This is a genomic window from Blautia sp. DFI.9.10, assembly GCF_024461705.1.
Lineage (GTDB): Bacteria > Bacillota > Clostridia > Lachnospirales > Lachnospiraceae > Blautia_A > Blautia_A fusiformis.
In genome coordinates this window covers 77775-99065 of sequence record NZ_JANGAA010000009.1, presented here as the reverse complement: position 1 = coordinate 99065, position 21291 = coordinate 77775, and the positions used below count along the sequence as shown (strand labels likewise).

19 protein-coding genes are annotated in these 21291 nt (G+C 45.3%); 14 read left to right on the top strand and 5 right to left on the bottom strand.

Annotated elements, in window-relative coordinates:
• Window positions 1-276 precede the first annotated feature (276 nt).
• The 3 genes from NE671_RS07610 to NE671_RS07600 all read left to right on the top strand — a co-directional run bounded on the left by NE671_RS07610 (window position 277) and on the right by NE671_RS07600 (window position 2620).
• Window positions 277-1053: a transporter substrate-binding domain-containing protein gene (locus tag NE671_RS07610; protein WP_173740603.1), complete on the top strand. Its 777-nt coding sequence runs from the start codon at window positions 277-279 to the stop codon at window positions 1051-1053.
• A 144-nt stretch (window positions 1054-1197) separates the two neighbouring features.
• The gene (locus tag NE671_RS07605; protein WP_059086976.1) at window positions 1198-1890 is read left to right on the top strand and encodes an amino acid ABC transporter permease; all 693 of its coding nucleotides are present in this window, start codon (window positions 1198-1200) and stop codon (window positions 1888-1890) included.
• A complete protein-coding gene (locus tag NE671_RS07600; RefSeq protein WP_021651603.1) occupies window positions 1877-2620 on the top strand; it encodes an amino acid ABC transporter ATP-binding protein in 744 nt (247 codons plus the stop codon). Before NE671_RS07605 ends, NE671_RS07600 begins: the two co-directional genes overlap by 14 nt.
• Before the next feature lie 106 nt (window positions 2621-2726).
• Here NE671_RS07600 and NE671_RS07595 read toward each other — a convergent pair whose 3' ends face one another.
• Together NE671_RS07595 and NE671_RS07590 are read right to left on the bottom strand one after the other, a co-directional pair.
• Entirely contained in the window at window positions 2727-3785 is a 1059-nt protein-coding gene (locus tag NE671_RS07595; RefSeq protein WP_173740604.1) for a Gfo/Idh/MocA family protein, read from the bottom strand.
• A gap of 15 nt (window positions 3786-3800) precedes the next feature.
• Complete coding sequence (locus tag NE671_RS07590; protein WP_173740605.1) at window positions 3801-5006, bottom strand: ROK family transcriptional regulator; 1206 nt, start codon at window positions 5004-5006, stop codon at window positions 3801-3803.
• Between the two features lie 497 nt (window positions 5007-5503).
• Between NE671_RS07590 and NE671_RS07585 the strand changes: the two genes are divergently transcribed.
• From NE671_RS07585 to nagB, 6 genes are all read left to right on the top strand, one after another.
• Entirely contained in the window at window positions 5504-6541 is a 1038-nt protein-coding gene (locus NE671_RS07585; protein ID WP_173740606.1) for a Gfo/Idh/MocA family protein, read from the top strand.
• Between the two features lie 62 nt (window positions 6542-6603).
• Window positions 6604-7848, top strand: coding sequence for an ABC transporter substrate-binding protein (locus NE671_RS07580; protein ID WP_244095971.1), 1245 nt, complete (start codon window positions 6604-6606; stop codon window positions 7846-7848).
• 145 nt (window positions 7849-7993) lie between these two features.
• The gene (locus NE671_RS07575; protein ID WP_173740608.1) at window positions 7994-8875 is read left to right on the top strand and encodes a carbohydrate ABC transporter permease; all 882 of its coding nucleotides are present in this window, start codon (window positions 7994-7996) and stop codon (window positions 8873-8875) included.
• On the top strand, window positions 8875-9714 hold the full coding sequence (locus NE671_RS07570; protein WP_256163832.1) for a carbohydrate ABC transporter permease: 840 nt from the start codon (window positions 8875-8877) through the stop codon (window positions 9712-9714). Before NE671_RS07575 ends, NE671_RS07570 begins: the two co-directional genes overlap by 1 nt.
• 55 nt (window positions 9715-9769) lie before the next feature.
• Entirely contained in the window at window positions 9770-10609 is an 840-nt protein-coding gene (locus NE671_RS07565; protein ID WP_022426873.1) for a sugar phosphate isomerase/epimerase family protein, read from the top strand.
• Window positions 10610-10626: 17 nt separating this feature from the next.
• Window positions 10627-11367 (top strand): glucosamine-6-phosphate deaminase, encoded by a 741-nt coding sequence (gene nagB / locus NE671_RS07560; protein WP_173740609.1) that lies wholly within the window; start codon window positions 10627-10629, stop codon window positions 11365-11367.
• A 90-nt stretch (window positions 11368-11457) separates the two neighbouring features.
• Here nagB and NE671_RS07555 read toward each other — a convergent pair whose 3' ends face one another.
• On the bottom strand, window positions 11458-11892 hold the full coding sequence (locus tag NE671_RS07555; RefSeq protein WP_021651604.1) for a CBS domain-containing protein: 435 nt from the start codon (window positions 11890-11892) through the stop codon (window positions 11458-11460).
• Between the two features lie 48 nt (window positions 11893-11940).
• Entirely contained in the window at window positions 11941-12951 is a 1011-nt protein-coding gene (asnA, locus tag NE671_RS07550) for an aspartate--ammonia ligase (protein ID WP_256163831.1), read from the bottom strand.
• Between the two features lie 216 nt (window positions 12952-13167).
• On the opposite strand from asnA, the gene NE671_RS07545 reads away from it, so the two are divergent.
• Together NE671_RS07545 and nrdD are read left to right on the top strand one after the other, a co-directional pair.
• Window positions 13168-13701, top strand: coding sequence for a hypothetical protein (locus NE671_RS07545; RefSeq protein ID WP_195274327.1), 534 nt, complete (start codon window positions 13168-13170; stop codon window positions 13699-13701).
• 200 nt (window positions 13702-13901) lie between these two features.
• Entirely contained in the window at window positions 13902-16037 is a 2136-nt protein-coding gene (nrdD, locus tag NE671_RS07540; RefSeq protein ID WP_256163830.1) for an anaerobic ribonucleoside-triphosphate reductase, read from the top strand.
• 163 nt (window positions 16038-16200) lie between these two features.
• Here nrdD and arcC read toward each other — a convergent pair whose 3' ends face one another.
• Window positions 16201-17133 carry a carbamate kinase gene (arcC, locus tag NE671_RS07535; RefSeq protein ID WP_015526125.1) on the bottom strand — a complete coding sequence of 311 codons (933 nt, stop codon included), beginning with the start codon at window positions 17131-17133 and terminating at the stop codon, window positions 16201-16203.
• 565 nt (window positions 17134-17698) lie between these two features.
• On the opposite strand from arcC, the gene NE671_RS07530 reads away from it, so the two are divergent.
• The 3 genes from NE671_RS07530 to NE671_RS07520 are packed head-to-tail and all read left to right on the top strand — an operon-like array spanning window position 17699 to window position 21289.
• Window positions 17699-19636 (top strand): DUF11 domain-containing protein, encoded by a 1938-nt coding sequence (locus NE671_RS07530; RefSeq protein WP_215638563.1) that lies wholly within the window; start codon window positions 17699-17701, stop codon window positions 19634-19636.
• Window positions 19623-19826, top strand: a complete 204-nt coding sequence (locus NE671_RS07525; protein ID WP_256163829.1) for a hypothetical protein — start codon at window positions 19623-19625, stop codon at window positions 19824-19826. The genes NE671_RS07530 and NE671_RS07525 overlap by 14 nt, the downstream gene beginning before the upstream one ends.
• Window positions 19823-21289: a UDP-N-acetylmuramoyl-L-alanyl-D-glutamate--2,6-diaminopimelate ligase gene (locus tag NE671_RS07520; RefSeq protein WP_256163828.1), complete on the top strand. Its 1467-nt coding sequence runs from the start codon at window positions 19823-19825 to the stop codon at window positions 21287-21289. Before NE671_RS07525 ends, NE671_RS07520 begins: the two co-directional genes overlap by 4 nt.
• Window positions 21290-21291: the final 2 nt, after the last annotated feature.

Genomic DNA, 21291 nt, shown 5'->3' with positions numbered 1-21291 from the left:
AAAAACACGCAGGTTTTTTCCATTTGTTGCCTTTAATAGTATAGTATATTGGACAATTGTTATCGAAAAGTGAATTTTCCCTGTGGAATTCCGGTAAATTAGAAGTGGATTTTCGTATTTATGGATTTTATGTGCTTGCATTTTGTCAGAAACATGGTATCATAAAACAAAGTAATATGCATGGAGATGTATAATTATGCTGTACATTACGAATTGGACTGACACAAGCAGAGAGACAGTTAACGTAAAGTACATAGAATTCAGGAGGAAGAAAAAATGAAGAGAAAATTTATGGCACTTGCACTTGCAGCAGCTATGACAGTTTCTATGACATCCGCTGTTTTTGCAGCAGATGAGATCAAGAGCGCAGATGATCTGGAGGGTAAGAAGATCGGTGTTCAGCTTGGAACAACCGGTGATGCAGACGCTACAGAGGTTAAAGACGCAACAGTAGAGAGATACAACAAAGGTAATGACGCTGTTATGGCTCTGAAACAGGGTAAGATTGACTGCGTAGTGATCGACAGCGAGCCTGCTAAGAAATTTGTTGAGAAAAACGATGATCTTGAGATCGTTGAGGATATTTTTGATAAAGAGGAGTATGCAATCTGTCTTTCCAAAGATAATGCAGACCTTACCAAAGAGTTCAACGAAGCGTTGAAGGAGCTGAAGGATGACGGAACTCTGGATTCCATCAGAGATAACTACATCGGTGATGATGCAGGTAAGACACCGTATGAGACTCCTAAGGAAGCAGATCACTCCAAGGGAACTCTTACCATGGCAACAAACGCAACCTTCCAGCCATACGAATACTATGACGGAGATAAGATCGTAGGTATTGATGTTGATATCGCTCAGGCTGTCTGCGACAAGCTTGGATATGAGCTGAAGGTCGAGGATATGGAGTTTGATGCGATCGTAAATTCTGTTAAATCCGGAAAAGCTGATTTTGGTGCTGCAGGAATGACAGTAACAGAGGATCGTAAAAAGAGCGTTGATTTCACTGATCCGTACACAACTGCAGAGCAGGTTGTTATTGTAAAGAAATAATTTTGCACAGAGAAATCAGAGGATTCTGAACGGATAAGCTGAGAAACAGATATTCGTTGCAGGGTTCAGTAGCGAATGATCAGGTTCCGGATATCCGGGTATGTTTTCCGGATTTCGGAACCTGTAGTTTTGGAAAGGGTGGAAATTTTGAGTCTTATTGAACAGTTTCAGTTTAACTTTCTGGACGACAATCGCTGGCAGTTCATTTTGTCCGGTCTGAAAAATACCATCATCATTACTTTTTTTGCTGTACTTCTTGGTATTTTTCTGGGATTTGTCATTGCTATTGTCCGTTCTACACATGATAAGACAGGTAAGCTTAAGATCCTTAATGTGATCTGTCGTGTTTATCTGACTGTGATCCGCGGTACACCAACGATGGTACAGCTGCTGATCGTATTTTATGTTATTTTTGCAACCATAGATCCGGGTAAGATAGTTGTTGCCATTATCGCCTTTGGTATGAACTCTGCTGCATACGTGGCTGAGATCGTCCGTTCCGGTATCATGTCTATTGATCAGGGACAGTTTGAGGCAGGACGGAGCTTGGGTCTTAACTATACACAGACTATGATCAAGATCATTCTTCCGCAGGCGGTCAAGAACATCCTGCCGGCCCTTGGAAACGAGCTGATTGTACTTTTGAAGGAGACATCCATCAGTGGTTATATCGGACTTATGGATCTGACCCGTGGCGGAGACATTATCCGAAGCCAGACCTACAGTGCACTGTTCCCGCTGCTGGTAGTAGCTGCGATCTATCTTGTGATCGTTTGTTTTCTTACCTATCTGGTAGGAAGACTTGAAAGGAGGCTGAGAACCAATGAGCGTAAGTAATGAAGTGCTTCTGGATGTACAGGGACTTGAAAAGGCCTATGGCGGCAATCAGGTTCTCAACGGGATCACCACACAGATCCGCAGAGGTGAAGTAGTAGCCATTATCGGACCATCCGGCTGTGGTAAATCTACATTCCTCCGTTCCCTGAATCTCCTTGAGGAGCCGACCGGGGGAAAAATCCTCTTTGAGGGAACCGACATCACAGATTCCAAGGTGGATATCAACCGTCATCGTCAGAAGATCGGAATGGTATTCCAGCAGTTTAATCTTTTTCCACATAAGACAGTAAAAGAGAACATTATGCTCGCACCTGTGACTCTGAATCTTATGAGTAAGGAAGAGGCTGAAAAAACGGCACTGGAGCTTCTGGAGCGAGTAGGTCTTCCGGATAAGGCAGATTCCTATCCGGACATGCTTTCCGGCGGTCAGAAGCAGCGTATCGCCATTGCAAGATCTCTTGCCATGAATCCGGACGTGATGCTGTTTGATGAGCCTACATCTGCTCTTGATCCGGAGATGGTAGGAGAGGTCCTGGAACTGATGCAGGAGCTTGCAAGATCCGGCATGACCATGGTTGTGGTAACTCATGAGATGGGCTTTGCCCGCGAGGTGGCAACCAGAGTCCTCTTCATTGATGAAGGAAAGATCCAGGAAGAAAATTCTCCTAAGGAATTCTTTGCAAATCCAAAGAATAAAAGACTTCGAGAGTTTCTTTCAAAGACATTATAATAACATTACAAATATAAGAATATTAAAAACGGATGCTTTATCCTCCTGTGGAAATGCTGCAGGAGATAAAGCATCCGTTTTTTATAGTTACAGAATAGTGACGTAGTTATTTCACCGGCTGGTTCAGATCACTGTAGGTTACATCCTCAAAGGGGAGAGAGATGCGTTCTCTTCTAGCAGAGGAAAGGTAGATTCCTTTTACCATTTCCAGGGTTTTTCTGCCTTCCAGTCCGTCGATGGCAACGGGAAGATCCTCACGGACGGAACGATAGAAGTCACGGATCTGCAGGTGATGGCTGCTTCCCCAGTAATCAGGGCCCACATTTGTGGTCTCATAAGTGTTTCGGATCTCGGCATAGGTGCCGTCCAGCTCGTAATAGCCCATGTCCTGCTTAAGACCCAGGCGTCCTTTTTCTCCGATCAGTTCAATATTGATCGGGGAATCGGCTCCGTAAATGTTGCATGCATATAGATTATAAAGACAGCCGTTTTTGAACATGATAGCAGCGTCTGCGGCATCCTCTACCTTTACAAAATGGTGGACATAATTATGGATACTTCCGTCGATCCATTCCACATCGGAATCCAGCATATATCGAACACGATCAATGCTGTGGATCGCCTGGTCGATGAGAACACCGCCGCCCTCTTTGTCCCATGTTCCCTTCCAGTCACTTCCGCTGTAATAGTCGAGCGGACGGTTCCAGGTCAGATAGGAACGTGCGGTAAGGATTTTTCCGAAATCACCCCGCTGGATCATTTCGCGGAGCTTTTCCACACTTTTTGTGTAACGTGTCTGGAAGATAACGCCCAGCTTTACATGAGTTTCTTCGGCGGTACGGATCATTCTGTCTGCATCCTGAAGACAGGTGGCAATGGGCTTTTCGGTAAGGACGTTAATGCCGGCTTTCATGGCTTTGATGGCCATGACCGGGTGCAGGAAATGCGGCAGACAGAGATGTACCACATCAATATCCTTATCCAGGATTTCATCAAAGTCCGTAGTCCAGGAACAGTTAAATTCCTCTGCAAAGGCTTTGGCAAGAGCTGGATCTTTGTCAACGGCATATACTAATTCTACTTCATCGCTGAGACGATGGAATGCATCCGCATAAGAGACAGAAATACGGCCGCAGCCTACAATAGCAGCTTTCAGTTTTTTCATGGCTTCCTCCTTATATCATCCGATAAAAAAATTTGTCGGATCCTGATTTGTAAAAGAATAGTGGATATCAAAAAAGTATTTCATGGCTCCGTTCAGGAACGAATCACTCTGGAGCTGGGAGTAACGGACAGTCACGTTATCTACCATCCTGCGGAACCCGGTTTTTTTCAGGTCTTCCCGTACTTCATTGAGAAAATATTCGCCAAGATCCGGAATCTTTCCGCCAAGAACGATCAGAGATGGATTTACGGTACTGATCAGATTACTCAGGGCGATGGACAGCTCCCATGCCATCTCCTTTACCATAGCAAGAGCGGTTGGATCGCGGAAGGTGGCAGCCTTTCCCAGATCTGAGAAGGTGATTTCTGAAAGTGCGCTTAAGGATGGAATCTGTCCGAATTCCGGGATCCTGTTTTTCAGAGCCTGCTCCGAGATCATAACTTCCAGACATCCGTGATTTCCGCAGATACATTCCGGACCGTGAGGATCAATGGAATAATGGCCGAACTGGGTAAAGGAACCGCTGGCAGTTCCGAGCATACTCCCTTCTGTGAAAAGGGTGGCACCGATGCCGCGGCCGAAATTGAGAAAAGCAAAATTTTTCTCTTTTATATTACCATAGACCTTTTCTGCGTAGGAATAGCAGGCGGTATCATTGAGAAGATCAACCGGGTATCCCGGGAATGCAGTCTTCAGAGATTTAATGATCTGAGTGCTTTCCATGGAAGGCAGATTCAGGGTCGTGGAATATACTTCATTGCTGGAGGCGTCGATCATGGCGGACATTACTATGCAGATGCCAAGGATACGGTCAGGAGCACAGTGTTCCAGAATGGATTCCCGGAAACAGGAGCCGGAGCATGCGACATGATTTTCATCTTCGGAAAGCTTCCGTGATTCATGAAAGACGGAAGTACCGGCAATGTCCACAAGATAAGCTTCGACAGCATTTTCATGCCAGTTCATGACAACAACGTAGTAGCTGTTCATCCGGACCTGAAGGCAGTTCGGCTTACGTCCGATGCTGTCGGATTCTCCGATACCGCTGTCCACAATGAATCCCCGTTCGATCAGTTCATCTACAAGAGTAGATACGGTTGTTTTGCTGAGCTTCGTCTGCTTGGCAAGGTGTGCTCTGGATATTCCGGGACTGGAATAGATGGAAGTATAGAGCCGTTTCATATTCGTGTTCTTAATAACCTGCTGATTAACAAGTTTCATAGTTTCTTTTCATCTCCAATCCTTTAAAAATAAACGGTACCGAAAAATATTAGTAAAGTCTCCGCACTAAATATATCCTATCATAGATACAGAAAATAATCAATATGTGGCTGTACAAAGAAAATATTGACTATCATAGAAGAAAAAATGTAAAAATACGACAATTCTAAAATGAAGAGCAATATAACACAGGCATTTTTTTGGAAGACTGGTAAAAAAATGGAGATAAATAGTACAGCGACAGGAATAATTGATTACAAATGCGCAAAATGCACAAAAAAATACTTGAAATATTGTTTATTATACAAGAAATGCACATTGAAAGACGGAAAAACGGGAAAGAATGTTGACAGATACGGCAAAGGATGCTATCCTAAATCCAAGCTAAGAGCAGCAAAAAAGAGAGCTTGTAGCAAGAAACACAGACATTTTTGCAAAAAGCTTTTATTTTTTGGAATATTAGTTAGGTCACTGGACAAATAAAGAGAGGTAGAGAGATGAGAATAGGCGTGATTGGATGCGGCGGAATGGGAACGACTCATTACTTATCCCTGAAAGTCTTATCAGAAAAAGAGGATGATGTTGAGGTAGTTGCCCTGTCTGACTGCAGAAAAGAATTTCTGGACAAAGCGGCATCATATTTTCCGGAAGCTGCCACATATGAATACGGAATGGAACTGATCGAAAAGGAGCAGCTGGATATTGTACATATCTGTCTTCCAAGCTATCTGCATGCAGAACATGCAGTGAAGGCACTGGAAAAAGGGATGAATGTACTGGTGGAAAAACCGGTATGTCTGACCGAAGAGGATTGCCAGATGCTTCTTGAAGCAGAAAAAAGATCCGGGAAGAAGGTTATGGTAGGCCAGGTAGTACGTTCCTTTGAGGAATATAAATATCTGAAGGAAGCTTACGACACAGAAAAATTCGGAAAGCTGAAATCCATTACTATGGAGCGTATCAGCGGAGATGTGAAATGGGGATTTGAGGACTGGTTCCATAATGAAGAAAAGAGTGGTTCCGTTGTGCTGGATCTTCACGTACATGATCTTGATTTTCTGCGTTATATGCTGGGTGAGCCGGACAGCTTCCAGGTAAAAGCCAGCAGATTTGAAAGTGGCATGATCAATCATATCATCACGGAGTATGAATTCGGAGATGTTTTTGCTACAGCAGAGGGTATTTGGGATGAGTCATCGGCAATGAAGTTCCATGCAGCGTTCCGTGCACATTTTGAGGATGCTACGATAGAATTTAACGGTGCTCAGTCACCGAGCCTGACAGTATATAAGAAAGACGGAACTGTGGAGACGCCAGAGCTCAAAGCTGAATATGAAGGCGAGAGTGATGTGGCGGGAATCAATGTCTCCAATCTGGGACCATATTATACAGAGATCAAATATTTCCAGGAATGCGTCAGAGAAGATAAACCTGTAGAGGTTGCTCCTCTGATCGAAGGAGTAAGATCCGTACAGCTTGGGATTAAAGAGTGGAATGCGGCAAAAGAGTATGTAAACGCACACGAAAGTAAATAATGAAATTTTCACTGAAGGCAGTGAGAAAAAATAAAAAAGCTATTCAAAAGGAGGATATGCAAATGAAAAAAAGAGTGATTTCTATTCTGTTATCAACAGCAATGATCTCATCAATGGTAGTTGCAGGAGGGGTAACTGCACATGCTGAGGAAAATGTAACACTGAATGTATTTGATGCACATGCTTATGGTCTGGATGAGTATGACGAGATGGTAAAAGCCTTCGAGGAATCACATCCGGGTGTGACTGTTGACGTACAGCATGCAGCTAACGATTATGACACACTGCTTCAGTCCAGAGTAAACTCCGGAGATACACCGGATGTATTTGATGCTGAGGCCGGAACAAAAGCGAAAATGTACTATGATTACGCTTATGACTGGAGCAATGATACAGAGGTTCTGGACAAATTCAATGAGGACGCTGTAAACCTTGGAAAAGATGATGAGGGAAATGTAAAATCTCTTCCATGGACCTATGAGAACATGGGTCTGATCTACAACAAAGACTGCTTTGAGAAAGCTGGTATCGACAAGCTTCCGACAAACATGGATGAGCTGGAAGAGGCATGCAAGAAGCTGAAGGATGCAGGTATCACTCCGTTTGCGCTTGCTTCAAAGGAAACATGGGTATTAGGACAGGTTGCAACACATTTCATGATCGACAAAGACAAAACAGCTGCTGAGACAGTAGATGCGATCAAATCCGGAGAGACATCATTTGCAGATATGCCTAACTGGGAGAACCTTTACAAGTTTCTCGATCTTGCTGTAGAGTATGGTCCGGATAAGCCGCTTGAGGTTGACTGGGAGACATCAGAGAATATGCTTGCAAACGGCGAAGCAGCTATGATCCATATGGGTGACTGGTGCCAGTCTACATTGGATTCCTTTAATCCGGATGCAAATCTTGCATTCCTTCCATTCCCGGTAGGCTCCGGTGAAGATGATGCAACTGTATTATCCTCCTGTAACTGGACTTATATTGTAAACAAAGATTCCAAGAATCTGGATCTTGCAAAAGAGTATTGTGAGTTTATCCTTACCTCCGAAGAAGGCCAGAAATGGATGGCAGAAGGTGTAGGCGCTGTTCCTGGTGCAAAGTCTGACATGAAAGTAACCGGCGCTCTTGCAAATGATGCTAAGACCTATATCGATGCTGGAAAGACAAACGGCTGGATCCATACAATTGCTCCTGGCAGCTACGCAGATGAGTGTGGTCCGTATCTTCAGTCTTACATGCTTGGAGACATGAGCGCAGATGAAGTAACACAGCTCTTCCAGGATTTCTGGACATCAGCAGAGTAACAAGGAACTCCAGGAGCCGAAGAGAAACAGATTTGTTGATTTTGGGCTGACGGAATGTAACTGACAAAAGAGGGAGACAGGCAGCAGCTTTGCCTGTTTCCCAAATATAAACCAAAGAAAAAATGAATTTCTGGAGGGGATAGGATTGAAAAACAAAAAAACAAAGGATCTGGCAATTTTTGCATTGTTTGTCTTTCCGGCAGTCGTTTTTGTACTGTTTGCCACAGATATTCCATTTGTAATGAATCTGTACTATTCGGTATTTAATTGGAATGGAATCGGCAAGAACATGGAATTTGTAGGACTTGCCAACTATGTGAAGATCTTTACTGCTGACCCGCTTTTCTGGAAAGGTGTCAGATTTACTCTTAAATTTGCAGTATTTTATGTTGTTATCGTAAACATTGTTTCTCTCACAGTCGCTATCGTAATGGCACGTGAGAACAAAGTGAACAGTCTTGGTCGTGCTTTTTATTATATTCCTTATATCATCAGTCTGACAGCGATCAGTCTGATCTGGAAATTTATCCTGGGACCTGGCTTTGAGGCTCTTTACAGTGTTACAGGATGGGAATTCTTTAACTGGAGCTGGCTTGGAACACCGAAGCTTGCTTTTTATGTGGTTGTTGTCATGGCAGTATGGCAGAATCTTGGTTTTTACATGGTCAATTATATCGCAGGAATCATTGCAGTTCCGGGAGAGCTTCTGGAAGCGGCAAGAATCGACGGAGCAACCTCTTTCCAGGTATTCCGCAAGATCACAATTCCGATGATCATGCCTGCGATCTCGATCTGTATGCTGACATCAATGACATTTGCGTTTAAGTTATTCGATATTATCATGGTATTTACAAAGGGCGGACCTGCGAATTCAACTGTTTCCGTTGCGTATAATATTTATAAGGAAGCTTTTGTTAACAGCAAATATGGTCTTGCTACTGCCAAATCTCTTGTATTTGTAGTATTTGTTCTGATCATTACAGCAATTCAGATGAAGATTACCAAGAGTAAGGAGGTTGAGGCATAATGAAGAAGAAACCAAAGAACCTGCGGCAGGTGAATGCACTGACGATCATTATTTTTGTATGTGCGATCTTCTGGCTGATGCCGCTGGTATTGATCTTTATAAACTCATTTAAACCCTATAATGATATGCTGCAGGACTTTCTGGCTCTGCCCAAGTCATGGAGCCTGAAGATGTATATGGAGACCTGGACGAAATTCGATTTCCCGTCTCTGATCTTTAATACATTGCTTTATACATTCTGCACTGTCATCCTGGTAGTGCTTATGGCGCCGATGGCAGCCTATAAGCTCGCAAGAACAAAAAGCAGACTTAGCAAAATATGCTTTGTTCTGATCATCATGCCGATGATGGTTCCGTTCCAGTCTTACATGATCACCTTGACAAGACTGGTTTCCAACGTGAAACTGACTGGAACAAGAACCGGATATATTCTGGTAAGTGTGGGCTTATGTATGCCTCTGGCAGTATACATGATCCATGGATTTGTAAAAAATGTTCCTATCGATCTGGAAGAGTGTGCATGTATTGACGGCGCAGGTAAGATCCGCACCTATTTCAGCATTGTACTTCCGCTTCTGAAACCGATCCTCACGACGGTCGTTGTTTTGGATGCACTGGCAACCTGGAATGATATCATCACCAACCAGCTGATCGTTGGCGGAAACACAGTGGCAATGAATATCCAGAATGCACTGTACATGCAGTTTTCCGCACAGACAGCAGACTGGGAGCATGCACTTCCCGGAATCGTAATGTCCATGATACCGAGTCTTATCTTCTTTGTTGTGATGCAGAAGCATATTGTAGGTGGTATTACTGCCGGTGCGGTAAAAGGCTGATCTTGGTGGTATAAGTAGTATAATATGAGATAATACTGGAAGGAGAACAGAACCTATGAAAGTTGGAGTTTTGATCGAATTTACAAGCAATACAGATATTGATGCAAAATTTGCGGAGCTGAAGGAAATGGGTGTGGATAGCTGCCAGCTGGTATGTTGGGATCGTCCAACACTTCAGGACGATGCTATGGCAGAGGCTATTAATAAAGGTCTGGAGAAATACGGGATCCACGCAACCGCATTCTGGTGCGGATGGGAAGGCCGCAGAGTATGGGATTTCTATGAAGGACAGCTGACACTTGGCCTGATTCCGTCTGATTACAGAGTTGAGAGACTGAAGATGCTTATGGAAGGTTCTGACTTTGCGAAAAAGATCCATGTGACAGACCTGGCAACACACGTTGGCTATATGCCGGAAAATCCATACGACCCGAAATACGAGGAAGTATTGGTTGCATGTAAGGCTATTGTGGAAAAATGTAAGGAAAATGGTCAGAACTTCCTGTTTGAAACAGGACAGGAGACTCCTGTAACATTAAAGCGTGCGATCCAGGATATTGAGAAAGCTGTCGGAAAAGGAAATGTGGGAATTAACCTTGATCCTGCAAACCTGATCATGTACGGAAAGGCAAATCCGGTAGATGCTCTGGAGGTTTTCGGTGAGTATGTCATGGGAATTCACGGAAAAGATGGAAAATATCCAACAGATGGACATCATCTGGGTGATGAGGTTCCCCTTGGCCAGGGTAAAGTAAATTATTCTGCATTTATTGCAAAGCTGAAAGAGATCGGTTATCAGGGAGATATTACCATTGAGCGTGAGATCTCCGGTGAGGAACAGAAAAAAGATATCCGTATGGCCAAGGAGCTTCTGGATAAACTGATCGCAGAATAAGAGCTGAGGAAAAAACTATGATTATTTACGCAGGAAAAGATTATCAGGATGTAAGCAGAAAAGCAGCCAATATCATGTCTGCACAGATTATCATGAAACCGGATGCAGTTCTTGGACTGGCTACCGGTTCCACGCCTGTGGGCATGTATGCACAACTGGTAGAATGGTACAAAAAAGGGGATCTGGATTTTTCCAGGGTGACAAGTGTGAATCTGGATGAGTACAAGGGACTTTCCGGCGACAATGACCAGAGCTACCGCTATTTTATGGATCATAATCTCTTTGACCATGTAAATATTGACAAAGCACGGACCTTTGTGCCTGACGGACTGGAAGAGGATAGCGATAAGGCATGTGCACAGTATAACGAAATCATCCGGCAAACCGGAGGTATGGATATGCAGCTGCTTGGTATCGGCGGGAACGGACACATCGGCTTCAATGAACCAGGAGATGCCTTTGAAAAAGAAACCCATTGTGTGGATCTGACAGAAAGTACCATCAGAGCCAATTCAAGGTTTTTTGAAAGCATGGATGAGGTCCCGAAACAGGCCTACACTATGGGAATCGGGAATATCATGGCTGCAAAAAAGATCCTTCTTGTGGCAACGGGAACATCCAAGGCAGAAGCCCTGTATAATTCCCTGTACGGACCGATCACACCGAAGGTTCCGGCATCTATCCTGCAGCTTCACCCGGATCTCACGGTTGTGGCAGATGAAGATGCACTGAGTATGATCCGCGAAAAAATAAAATAAAAATCCGGAATACAACTGCCGGATCAAAAAAGGATGGCTTCCGATTCCTACCTGTGCAGGAACGGAAGCCATCCTTTTTCTTTCCGCTGCTCAGTGGATTTCTTCACCGGCAGTTTTTTGTGCGGCTTTTATTTCGTTGTAACAGTATTTGATGATAGATTTTCTGGTTATGATTCCGATGAAGGAGCCCTGGTCATCTACCACCGGTACGAAGTTCTGATTAATGGCGCGATCCAGGAGATCTTCCATATTGGAATCTGCATGGACCGGTTTGTAGGTGGCACGGCGTGGAATCGCCATGATTGGGATTCCCTCTGTTTCCTTGATGTCGTGGATATCTGCACGGCGCATGCCCCAGAGGAGATCTCCCTCTGAGATGGTGCCGAGATATTTGCCGTCCATGGTGAGGATAGGAATGCAGGAGTACTTGCGGTGCTCCATTTTTTCGAGGGTCTGGCGAAGAGTTTCATCCTCAAAGATGTAGGCTACTTCGCTTTTGGGAATCAGAAAAAACAGAATGTTCACGTTATTACCTCATTTCCGCGAAAATTATAAATAAATCTGTAGGCTGTTTTAGAGAAGCTGAAGTCCGTGTGTCTCTGCAGCATCTGTGATCTCCTTCGGCCAGAGAGAGACATGTACTTCTCCGATGTGTACTTTACGAAGGAAGAACATACAGATCCTGGACTGTCCGATACCACCACCGATGGTGTACGGAAGCTCTTTGTTCAGGATGGCCTTCTGGAATGGAAGCTCTCTTCGGTCATCACAGCCTGCTTCGGTAAGCTGGCGGTCAAGTGCGTCCTCGTCAACACGGATTCCCATTGAGGAAAGCTCAAGGGCAATGTCAAGTACCGGATAGTATACGAGGATATCACCGTTCAGTTCCCAGTCATCATAGTCCGGGGCACGTCCGTCGTGACGCTCGCCGTTTGTGAGCATTTTTCCGACCTTCATAAGGAATACGGCACCCTTTTCACGGGTGATCCGATATTCACGTTCCTTCGGTGTGCAGTCCGGATACATGTCAAGAAGCTCCTGAGTTGTGATAAAGAAGATATCCTTCGGAAGGATCTCCTCGATGTAGTCATACTGTACAGCCATGTATTTTTCGGTTTTACGAAGGACACTGTAAATGGTGCGTACGGTTTCCTTGAGAGTCTCAATGGAACGTTCTTCTTTGGAGATGATCTTTTCCCAGTCCCACTGGTCTACGTAAACAGAGTGGATATTGTCCAGATCTTCATCCCGGCGGATGGCTACCATATCTGTGTAAAGACCTTCTCCGTGAGAAAATCCGTATTTTTTCAGTGCGTAGCGTTTCCATTTGGCAAGGGAGTGTACGATTTCGGCGTTGCTTCCTTCGATAGCCTTGATATCAAAGCTTACCGGACGCTCTACACCATTAAGGTTGTCATTAAGGCCGGATTCCGGTGCTACAAATGTTGGAGCGGATACTCGAAGAAGGTTCAGCTTCTGTGAGAGTGTCTGCTGGAAGAAATCTTTTACTGTTTTGATCGCAATCTGTGTGTCATGGAGGTTCAGGTCTGCATGATAGGTTGCGGGGATTGTGATTGTATTCATTATCGGCTCCTCCTGATGATTTTTAGGCTTATTGCTCTGTGGGGTATTATAGCAGAAAATGGGTGGAGTGGCAATATAATGAGAGGGGAAGTCTTTTGGGGTATCGTAGAAAAATACTGGGTATTAAATGCCTGGTGTGATATACTGAAAAAAGAATGCTTATGTTTACGATGGAAATATAAATATCCGTTTTGACGGATAGAATGGAGGGAGCTTATGGCAGGTCAAAGATGTCAGGTTTGTGGGGGTAAGGTTGTAAATGGCAGGTGTTCATTATGTGGGATGCCTTACAGAAATGATGAGGTGTTATATCATCTGAATGAGCCCCGGGAGATACATTATAAACATGCTTCCGCCAAAGTGCGGGATATGATGCGGCAGTATGGACAGGATGCTGATCAAACAACACAACATAACGGAAACGTAAACCGGAATACGAACGCGAACCGGAATACAAACATAAACCGGAATACGAATGCAAGCCGCAATACCGATTTGAATCGGAATCTAACCGGAAGCCGGAATACAGGTGCAGCAGCCGGACGTAAGACTGCAGCGGCAGTTAATACCAGGAATAAAACAACGGTGGGCAGAAATCGTGCAGAAGTTTTAGATCAGGGAAAAAAACAGCAAAAAAAAGATCAGAAAAGCAGCGGGGCAGGCTGGATCATATGGTTTATAGTGACACTGGCCATTCTGCTTCCGAAATTATGGGATTTTCTTGCAGACTGGATCGGAACGAATTTGTGAGAATATTTCTGCAGTGAGATCAGGCAGTGCTAAGTGTCTGTATTTTCGTGTATACAGAAATATCCCTTTTCTTTTCTCCTCAGCTGTGTTATACTCATGCCTAGCACAACATATAGATGAAAAACAATATATAGAGGATATAGGTACTATATATAGTATTTTGCATAGCGACTTATATATAGCGCAGGGAGGGATGAGCAATGTTATATGTGATCAAGAAAGACGGGACAAGAGAGGAGTTTAATCCGCAGAAGATCGTGGCTGCCGTGAACAAATCCGCAGAGCGTATTCTTTATACTTTTTCAGACGAGGAGAAGGATTTTATCTGCCGTTTTGCCCAGGAGCATGCGGATTCCCTTGGAAAGAATGAGATCGAGATCCAGGAGATGCACAACATCGTGGAGGGGGCTCTGGAGCGTGTGAATCCGGCAGTTGCCAAGAGCTACCGTGATTATCGGAATTACAAGCTGGATTTTATCCATATGATGGATGATGTCTATACCAAGAGTCAGGCGATCCGTTATATCGGTGATAAAAGTAATGCCAATACAGACAGCACCCTTGTTGCCACGAAACGAAGCCTGATCTTTAATGAGCTGAACAAGGAACTCTATCGGAAGTTTTTTATGAACCGTAATGAGCTTCAGGCATGTAAGGACGGCTACATTTATATTCATGACCAGTCTGCACGTCTGGATACCATGAATTGCTGTCTGTTCGATGTGGCAGCTGTTTTAAGTGGCGGTTTTGAGATGGGCAATGTCTGGTATAACGAGCCGAAGACTCTGGATACAGCCTTTGATGTTATGGGGGATATCATTCTCAGTACAGCAGCACAGCAGTATGGTGGCTTTACAGTGCCGGAGGTTGATAAGATCCTGGCACCGTATGCAAAGAAGAGCTATGATAAATATATTTCCGAATTTATGAAATACTCGGATGAGAGCTGGAGTGGCCGTGAGGAGAGAGCTATTGAGTATGCTCTTGATAAGGTCCGCAGGGATTATGACCAGGGCTGGCAGGGAATTGAGTATAAGTTGAATACCGTCGGTTCTTCCAGAGGTGATTATCCGTTTGTTACGGTGACACTTGGTCTCGGAACCGAGCAGTTTGAGAAGATGTGTACGATTTCCCTTCTTGAGGTCCATCAGGGAGGACAGGGTAAGGCCGGACACAAGAAACCGGTACTTTTCCCGAAGATCGTATTCCTTTATGACAAAGAGATCCATGGTCCCGGAAAGTGCTGTGAGGATATTTTTGAGGCTGGTGTGGAGTGTTCCTCCAAAACCATGTATCCGGACTGGCTGTCTATGTCCGGCGCAGGCTATATTTCCAGTATGTACAGGAAATACAAGAAGGTCATCAGCCCGATGGGATGCCGTGCTTTCTTAAGTCCGTGGTATGAGCGTGGCGGTATGGAGCCGGCGGATGAGAATGATACGCCTGTTTTTGTGGGACGTTTTAACATTGGTGCGGTAAGCCTTCATCTTCCGATGATCCTTGCAAAGGCCAGAGCGGAGAGCAGAGATTTTTATGAGGTTCTGGATTTCTATCTGGAAATGATCCGTAACCTGCACATTCGCACTTACGAATATCTGGGACAGATGCGTGCATCCACCAACCCGCTTGCATACTGTGAAGGCGGTTTCTACGGCGGACATCTGAAACCGAATGAAAAGATTGGCAAGATCCTGAAGCCTATGACAGCTTCCTTCGGTATCACAGCGTTAAATGAGCTTCAGGAACTTTACAATGGCAAATCCATTGCCGAGGATGGGGCGTTTGCTCTGGAGGTTCTGAAATATATCAATGACAAGGTAAATCAGTACAAGAAGGAAGATGGTTATCTTTATGCGATCTACGGAACACCGGCAGAGAGTCTTTGTGGCCTGCAGGTAGAGCAGTTCCGTAAGATGTATGGAATCATTGAGGGCGTTTCTGACAGACCATATGTGAGCAACAGCTTCCACTGCCATGTAACAGAGGATGTAACTCCAATCGAGAAACAGGATCTGGAGGGACGTTTCTGGGAACTCTGCAATGGAGGTAAGATTCAGTATGTACGTTATCCGATCGGCTACAATAAGGAAGCTATCCGTACACTGATCCGCAGAGCCATGGATCTGGGATATTATGAGGGAGTGAACCTTTCTCTTGCATACTGTGACGATTGTGGTCATGAGGAACTGGAGATGGATGTATGCCCTGTCTGCGGTTCCAGAAACCTGACCAAGATCGACCGTATGAACGGATATCTTTCCTACAGCCGTGTCCATGGAGATACCCGCCTGAATGAGGCGAAGATGGCTGAGATCGCTGAGCGAAAATCTATGTAAATACTGGCTGCCCGATCAACTGTGGAACAGTGATCGGATGTGGGGCCAGACAGTATAAAAAATATCCCGCAGAGCTGCCGGTAAGACCAGCAGCTGTCTGCGGGATATTTTTATGTAAAGTGAAGTTTTATAGTTCACTTTGTATTCTGAGTCTGTAAAATGATCATTTAATGATAGTTCCGGTCTTCTCACGGTAGCCGTCTTTTGCATGGGCCATGTCTGTGATGATGGTACGGCGTCCGGTTCCCTTCTCCACGAAGGAAACACCTGCTTCGATCTTAGGAAGCATGGAGCCTGCCGCAAACTGTTTGCCGGCAATATATTTCTTGGCATCTTCTGTGGAAATAGTATCCAGATAAGATTCGTGATCCGTATTATGGTCAAGGCTTACTTTCTCGACGCTTGTAAGGATCATCAGAGTGTCAGCGTTCAGTTCTTCTGCAAGAAGTCCTGCTGCCAGGTCTTTCTCGATGATGGCGCTGGCACCATTCAGCTGAGTTCCCTGCTCAAGAACCGGGATTCCGCCACCGCCTGCGGCAATGACGATCTGCTCTGCTGCAGAGAGGACCTTTACGGTTTCAATCTCTACGATCTTCTGTGGCTTCGGTGCTGCAAGGATACGTCTGTACTGGCCCTCGCCCACCTTTGTGACAAAGTTTCCTTTTTCTTCTTCAGCTTCGGCCTCTTCTGCGTTAAGAACACGTCCAATGATCTTCTCCGGCTCTGCAAATGCTTCATCGTATGGATCGATGACAACCTGTGTCAGAACTGTGCTGACCGGTTTGTAGATCCCTCTGGAGATAAGCTCAGCACGGATGGCGTTCTGAAGGTCATAGCCGATATAACCCTGGCTCATGGCGGAACATACGGACATTGGTGCAAATGTATAATCAGGATGTGCCTTACCGAATTCATTCATTGCGGTGTGGATCATCCCTACCTGCGGACCGTTGCTGTGGGAGATCACTACGCGGGTTCCCTCCTCTACCAGATCTGCGATTACCTTCGCTGCGAGTTTTGTAGCTGTTTTTTGCTCTGGAAGTGTGGTGCCAAGTGCCCGGTGGCCTAATGCAACTACTACGGTTTTTTCGCTCATAGGAAATACCTCGTTTCTCTTAAAAATTGGAATGAAATCAGTTACTGTATTCAGTAACGAGTACATCGAAAACGATGCACGAGTATTATATTTTATTATAAAAGACCTATGTGGGAAATGCAATAGAAAATCGAGTGTTTTCCGAGACAGGAAAAACCGCCTGATCCAGTCAGACGGTTTGATTCCTACTATTTTTTGAGGGGGGAGATAGAGAGTGGTTTTTCATCTATCCAACACCTATTATATAGAGAAAATATGTTTAAAATATGTCGTTAATCTAAAAGAAATGGAAAATTTATAAAGAAAGTTTAAACAAACTTTATAATTTTTATATCCGGTTGCGCATGGTCTGAAAATGTGATACATTGAAAAAGTCTTGATCCTGCATTCTGCGGGATCTGTTCACGCATCGTTTCGATGCAGAAATCCATTTTATTTTATCGAAAAAAATATTGATCATGCACCATTTGCCGGGGAGGGATGCCTTTGTCTGTGGAAAAGTAAGTTTCTGTAAAAAAAACATGTGTATAAGAAATGCCAGATCAGGCAGAAATGAGGAAGAGCCATGAAAAACAGAATATGGAAACAGATGAAGAAAGTCGGAATTGTGACAGTGCTGGCAGGAGCCATGCTGGGAGGAACAATAGAACCGGAGCTGACTCTGGGAGCAGATTTTTTGCCGGGCCAGGCACCGTTTATCGATCAGAGTGTGTTCTGGAAAGACATAGAATCCGGACAGGCGGAGCTTGGAATCCGGATTCGCGGCTTGAATGAATGGCTGTCCGGGAGAAGGTTTTCGGAGGATAAGGAGAAAAATGAGAAGTGGGACGATGAACTTCAGAAGATTGAAGATCCATCGGTGGAGCAGGAAGAAGAGATAGAGCAGGAGCTGCCGGAAGATGATTGGCAGCAGGAAAAGGAGCCAGAGCAGGAGCTGCCGGAGGATGACTTGCAGCAGGAAGAGAAGGCAGAACAGGAATTGCCGGTGGATAAGGTTGTGGAAGGAATCGGAATAGAAATGGAGGAAGCATATGAGCACGTGGAGCAGCTGGCATCCGGGGAAACAGTACAGCCGGAGGATGAAGAGCAGGAGAAAACGGGTCCGCTCACACCGGAAGGAACGTCGACCGGAGGGGAAAATGTAGGGAATGAAGAGGAAGGTGAGTCTGAGGAGACGCAAAAGCTGACGCTGGTCACGTATATTTCGGAGTATTTTGTTCCGGAAACGGATTCTGTCCCGAAAAATATGGCTGCACAGCAGATTTCTGTAAGGAGCCAGAGCGGTGAAGCTACAGAGATCACAAAGCTGGAAAGCGTGCTGAACGTGGAGAAGAACGGGCAGGATGAGATTTTTTTCCGTATCCCGCTGATCCTGCGGCAGGAATACCGTTTTCCGGCAGAGAAAAGCAGTTATCCTGTGACTCAGGAGGAACCGCTTCAGAAGGACTGTACCGGTGCGGGAACCTTTCTCATGACAGAAGAAAACGGGGAAGAGCTGGTGATCGCAGAGGGAATCTCGCCTATGCTGGACGTGGAGGCTGCTGAGGCTGATATGGAATTGTCGGTAATTGCACAGAATGAAAAAATGAAAGCAGGGCAGACCATCCGTTATCAGGTGGAGATAGCCAATACCGGAAAGCTGGATCTTGCAGATATCCGTCTGACCAGCAGCTTTTCCTGCCCTAAGATCCGGCAGCTGTGGGAAGATGCAGAAGGACTTCTAACAGAAGGGGCTGTGGCGGAATTTGCAGAATTAAAAGCCGGAGAGAGCAGGAGCTTTTATGTACAGGCGCCGCTTCTGGATGAACAGGAAAAAGATCTGGAGCACCAGGTGGAAGCAGAGGCCAGGGTGAAGGACAGAGTGGAGGAGGTGATCCGGAAGAACGCTTCCACTATAAATGGTCTGGAGGCACTGAAGGCGGATCTTTCTGTAAAGAAAACTGCAGACAAAGAAACCGCTGCACCGGGTGAGACTGTGACCTATCAGATATGTATCGTGAATACCGGTGAAAAAACGCTTCATTCGGTTATGGGAACGGAGCGCTTTCAGGCAGCAGGGATCCATGCACAGTTTCTGGAGCAGGAAGGTGTAACGCTCAACAGCAGCCGTACAAAGGCAATGATCCAACAGATCCCGCCGGGAGAGGCAGTTTCTCTTCAGGCTGTGGTGAAGATCCCGGGAAAAACAGCGGATCAGAAGCTTTTTAACCAGGTGACGGTCACAAGCCAGGAAACCGGAGAGCGATTGATGGAGGCCTCCGCTTCTGTCATGGTAAAAGGAGAGGTGGCTATTACGCCGGAAGAAGGGCTGCCTTTGCAGGGAGATGACCAGGGTCCGGCTTCCGGTCAGATACAGATGGCAAGAACTGCGTCCACACATCCGAAGACCGGAGATGATACCAGGAGGGATTTGTGGACGCTTCTGGCAGTGACAGCTTTGGTGACTGTGCTGGGCGGCATCTGGCTCCGGAAAAAATATGCGGATATTTATGGAAAAAGCTGATGTTACTGAGAACGGAGTGAACAGTAACAAGCTGATATTTTACAAGGCGGCCGTACCTCAAAGAAACGTTGAAAACAGGGGGGAGGTGTGCTATTCTATATGGTATGTACAGAAAATAAGAACAGTATATTTCCCGCCTTCGGTGTGCTGCCGTCAGACCGGAAAAAGGGAAGATGGAGGAGAAAAATGAATCTTTTATCCTTATTGGAACATCTTGAATACAAATGCCTTCAGGGAAGTACAGAGCAGGAGGTTTCTTCTGTTGTATATGATTCCCGCAAAGTAGAAGAAGGGAGCCTTTTTATCTGCATCAGAGGTGCGGTCGTGGATGGACATAAATTTATACCTGATGTTGTGGCAAAGGGTGCGAAGACACTCATCGTGGAAGAAGCGGTGGAGGCACCGGAGGATGTGACAGTGATCCAGGTAGAGGATACCCGTTACGCCATGGCCTTTATTTCAGCAGCATGGTTCGGACATCCGGCAGAAAAGCTCAAAACCATCGGTATCACCGGAACCAAAGGAAAAACAACTACAACCTATATGGTGAAATCGATCCTTGAGAATGCCGGATATAAGGTTGGTCTGATCGGAACCATCGAGGCTGTTATCGGGGAGAAGCATATCCCGGCAGCCAACACGACACCGGAATCCTATATGGTACAGAAATATTTTCATGATATGGTAGAAGCAGGCTGCGATGCGGTCGTTATGGAGGTTTCCTCACAGGGACTGATGCTTCACAGGACACAGGGATTTGTGTTTGATTTTGGAATTTTCACAAATATTGAACCAGATCATATCGGACCGAATGAGCACAAGGACTTTGATGATTATCTGCACTGCAAATCCATGCTTCTCAAACAGTGTAAGGTTGGTATCGTAAATCGTGACGATGAACACTTTGACCGCATTATCGAAGGCCACACCTGTAAACTTGAAACCTATGGATTTTCCGAAAAAGCAGATCTCCGTGCAGAGGACGCCAGACTCGTTGGAAGAAAGGGCTATCTGGGAATTTCCTACCATGTGAAGGGGCTTATGGATTTTCCGGTGGAGATCGATATTCCGGGTAAATTCAGCATTTACAATTCTCTGACAGCCATTGCCATCTGCCGTCATTTTAAGGTATCTGAGGAGAATATCATCAAAGCTCTGAAGGTAGCCAAAGTCAAAGGCCGTATTGAGATGATCAAGGTATCTGACGAATTTACACTGATGATCGATTACGCACATAATGCGATGGCGCTGGAGAGCCTTCTCGGAACACTGAAGGAATATGATCCGCACAGACTGGTATGCCTGTTTGGCTGTGGCGGAAACCGTTCCAAGCTGCGCCGTTATGAGATGGGTGAGGTTTCCGGAAAGATGGCAGATCTGACCATCATCACTTCAGATAATCCGCGAGATGAGGATCCGCAGGCCATCATCGATGATATCAAGATCGGAATGGCAAAAACAGACGGAAAATATGTAGAGATCCCGGATCGTAAAGAAGCGATCGCCTATGCGATCCATCATGGTGAGCCGGGAGATATCATCGTCCTTGCAGGAAAGGGCCATGAGGATTACCAGGAGATCAAGGGAAAGAAATATCCCATGGATGAGCGTGTACTGATCCGGGAGATCCTGGAAGAAGATCAGAAAGCGTAAAT

Excerpts from the sequence above, each read along its gene's own strand:
- NE671_RS07610 (WP_173740603.1), top strand. The coding sequence starts at position 277 with ATGAAGAGAAAATTTATGGCACTTGCACTTGCAGCAGCTATGACAGTT.
- NE671_RS07600 (WP_021651603.1), top strand. The coding sequence starts at position 1,877 with ATGAGCGTAAGTAATGAAGTGCTTCTGGATGTACAGGGACTTGAAAAG.
- NE671_RS07595 (WP_173740604.1), bottom strand. The coding sequence starts at position 3,785 with ATGAAAAAACTGAAAGCTGCTATTGTAGGCTGCGGCCGTATTTCTGTC.
- NE671_RS07590 (WP_173740605.1), bottom strand. The coding sequence starts at position 5,006 with ATGAAACTTGTTAATCAGCAGGTTATTAAGAACACGAATATGAAACGG.
- NE671_RS07585 (WP_173740606.1), top strand. The coding sequence starts at position 5,504 with ATGAGAATAGGCGTGATTGGATGCGGCGGAATGGGAACGACTCATTAC.
- NE671_RS07580 (WP_244095971.1), top strand. The coding sequence starts at position 6,604 with ATGAAAAAAAGAGTGATTTCTATTCTGTTATCAACAGCAATGATCTCA.
- NE671_RS07570 (WP_256163832.1), top strand. The coding sequence starts at position 8,875 with ATGAAGAAGAAACCAAAGAACCTGCGGCAGGTGAATGCACTGACGATC.
- NE671_RS07565 (WP_022426873.1), top strand. The coding sequence starts at position 9,770 with ATGAAAGTTGGAGTTTTGATCGAATTTACAAGCAATACAGATATTGAT.
- nagB (WP_173740609.1), top strand. The coding sequence starts at position 10,627 with ATGATTATTTACGCAGGAAAAGATTATCAGGATGTAAGCAGAAAAGCA.
- asnA (WP_256163831.1), bottom strand. The coding sequence starts at position 12,951 with ATGAATACAATCACAATCCCCGCAACCTATCATGCAGACCTGAACCTC.
- NE671_RS07545 (WP_195274327.1), top strand. The coding sequence starts at position 13,168 with ATGGCAGGTCAAAGATGTCAGGTTTGTGGGGGTAAGGTTGTAAATGGC.
- nrdD (WP_256163830.1), top strand. The coding sequence starts at position 13,902 with ATGTTATATGTGATCAAGAAAGACGGGACAAGAGAGGAGTTTAATCCG.
- arcC (WP_015526125.1), bottom strand. The coding sequence starts at position 17,133 with ATGAGCGAAAAAACCGTAGTAGTTGCATTAGGCCACCGGGCACTTGGC.
- NE671_RS07530 (WP_215638563.1), top strand. The coding sequence starts at position 17,699 with ATGAAAAACAGAATATGGAAACAGATGAAGAAAGTCGGAATTGTGACA.
- NE671_RS07525 (WP_256163829.1), top strand. The coding sequence starts at position 19,623 with ATGGAAAAAGCTGATGTTACTGAGAACGGAGTGAACAGTAACAAGCTG.
- NE671_RS07520 (WP_256163828.1), top strand. The coding sequence starts at position 19,823 with ATGAATCTTTTATCCTTATTGGAACATCTTGAATACAAATGCCTTCAG.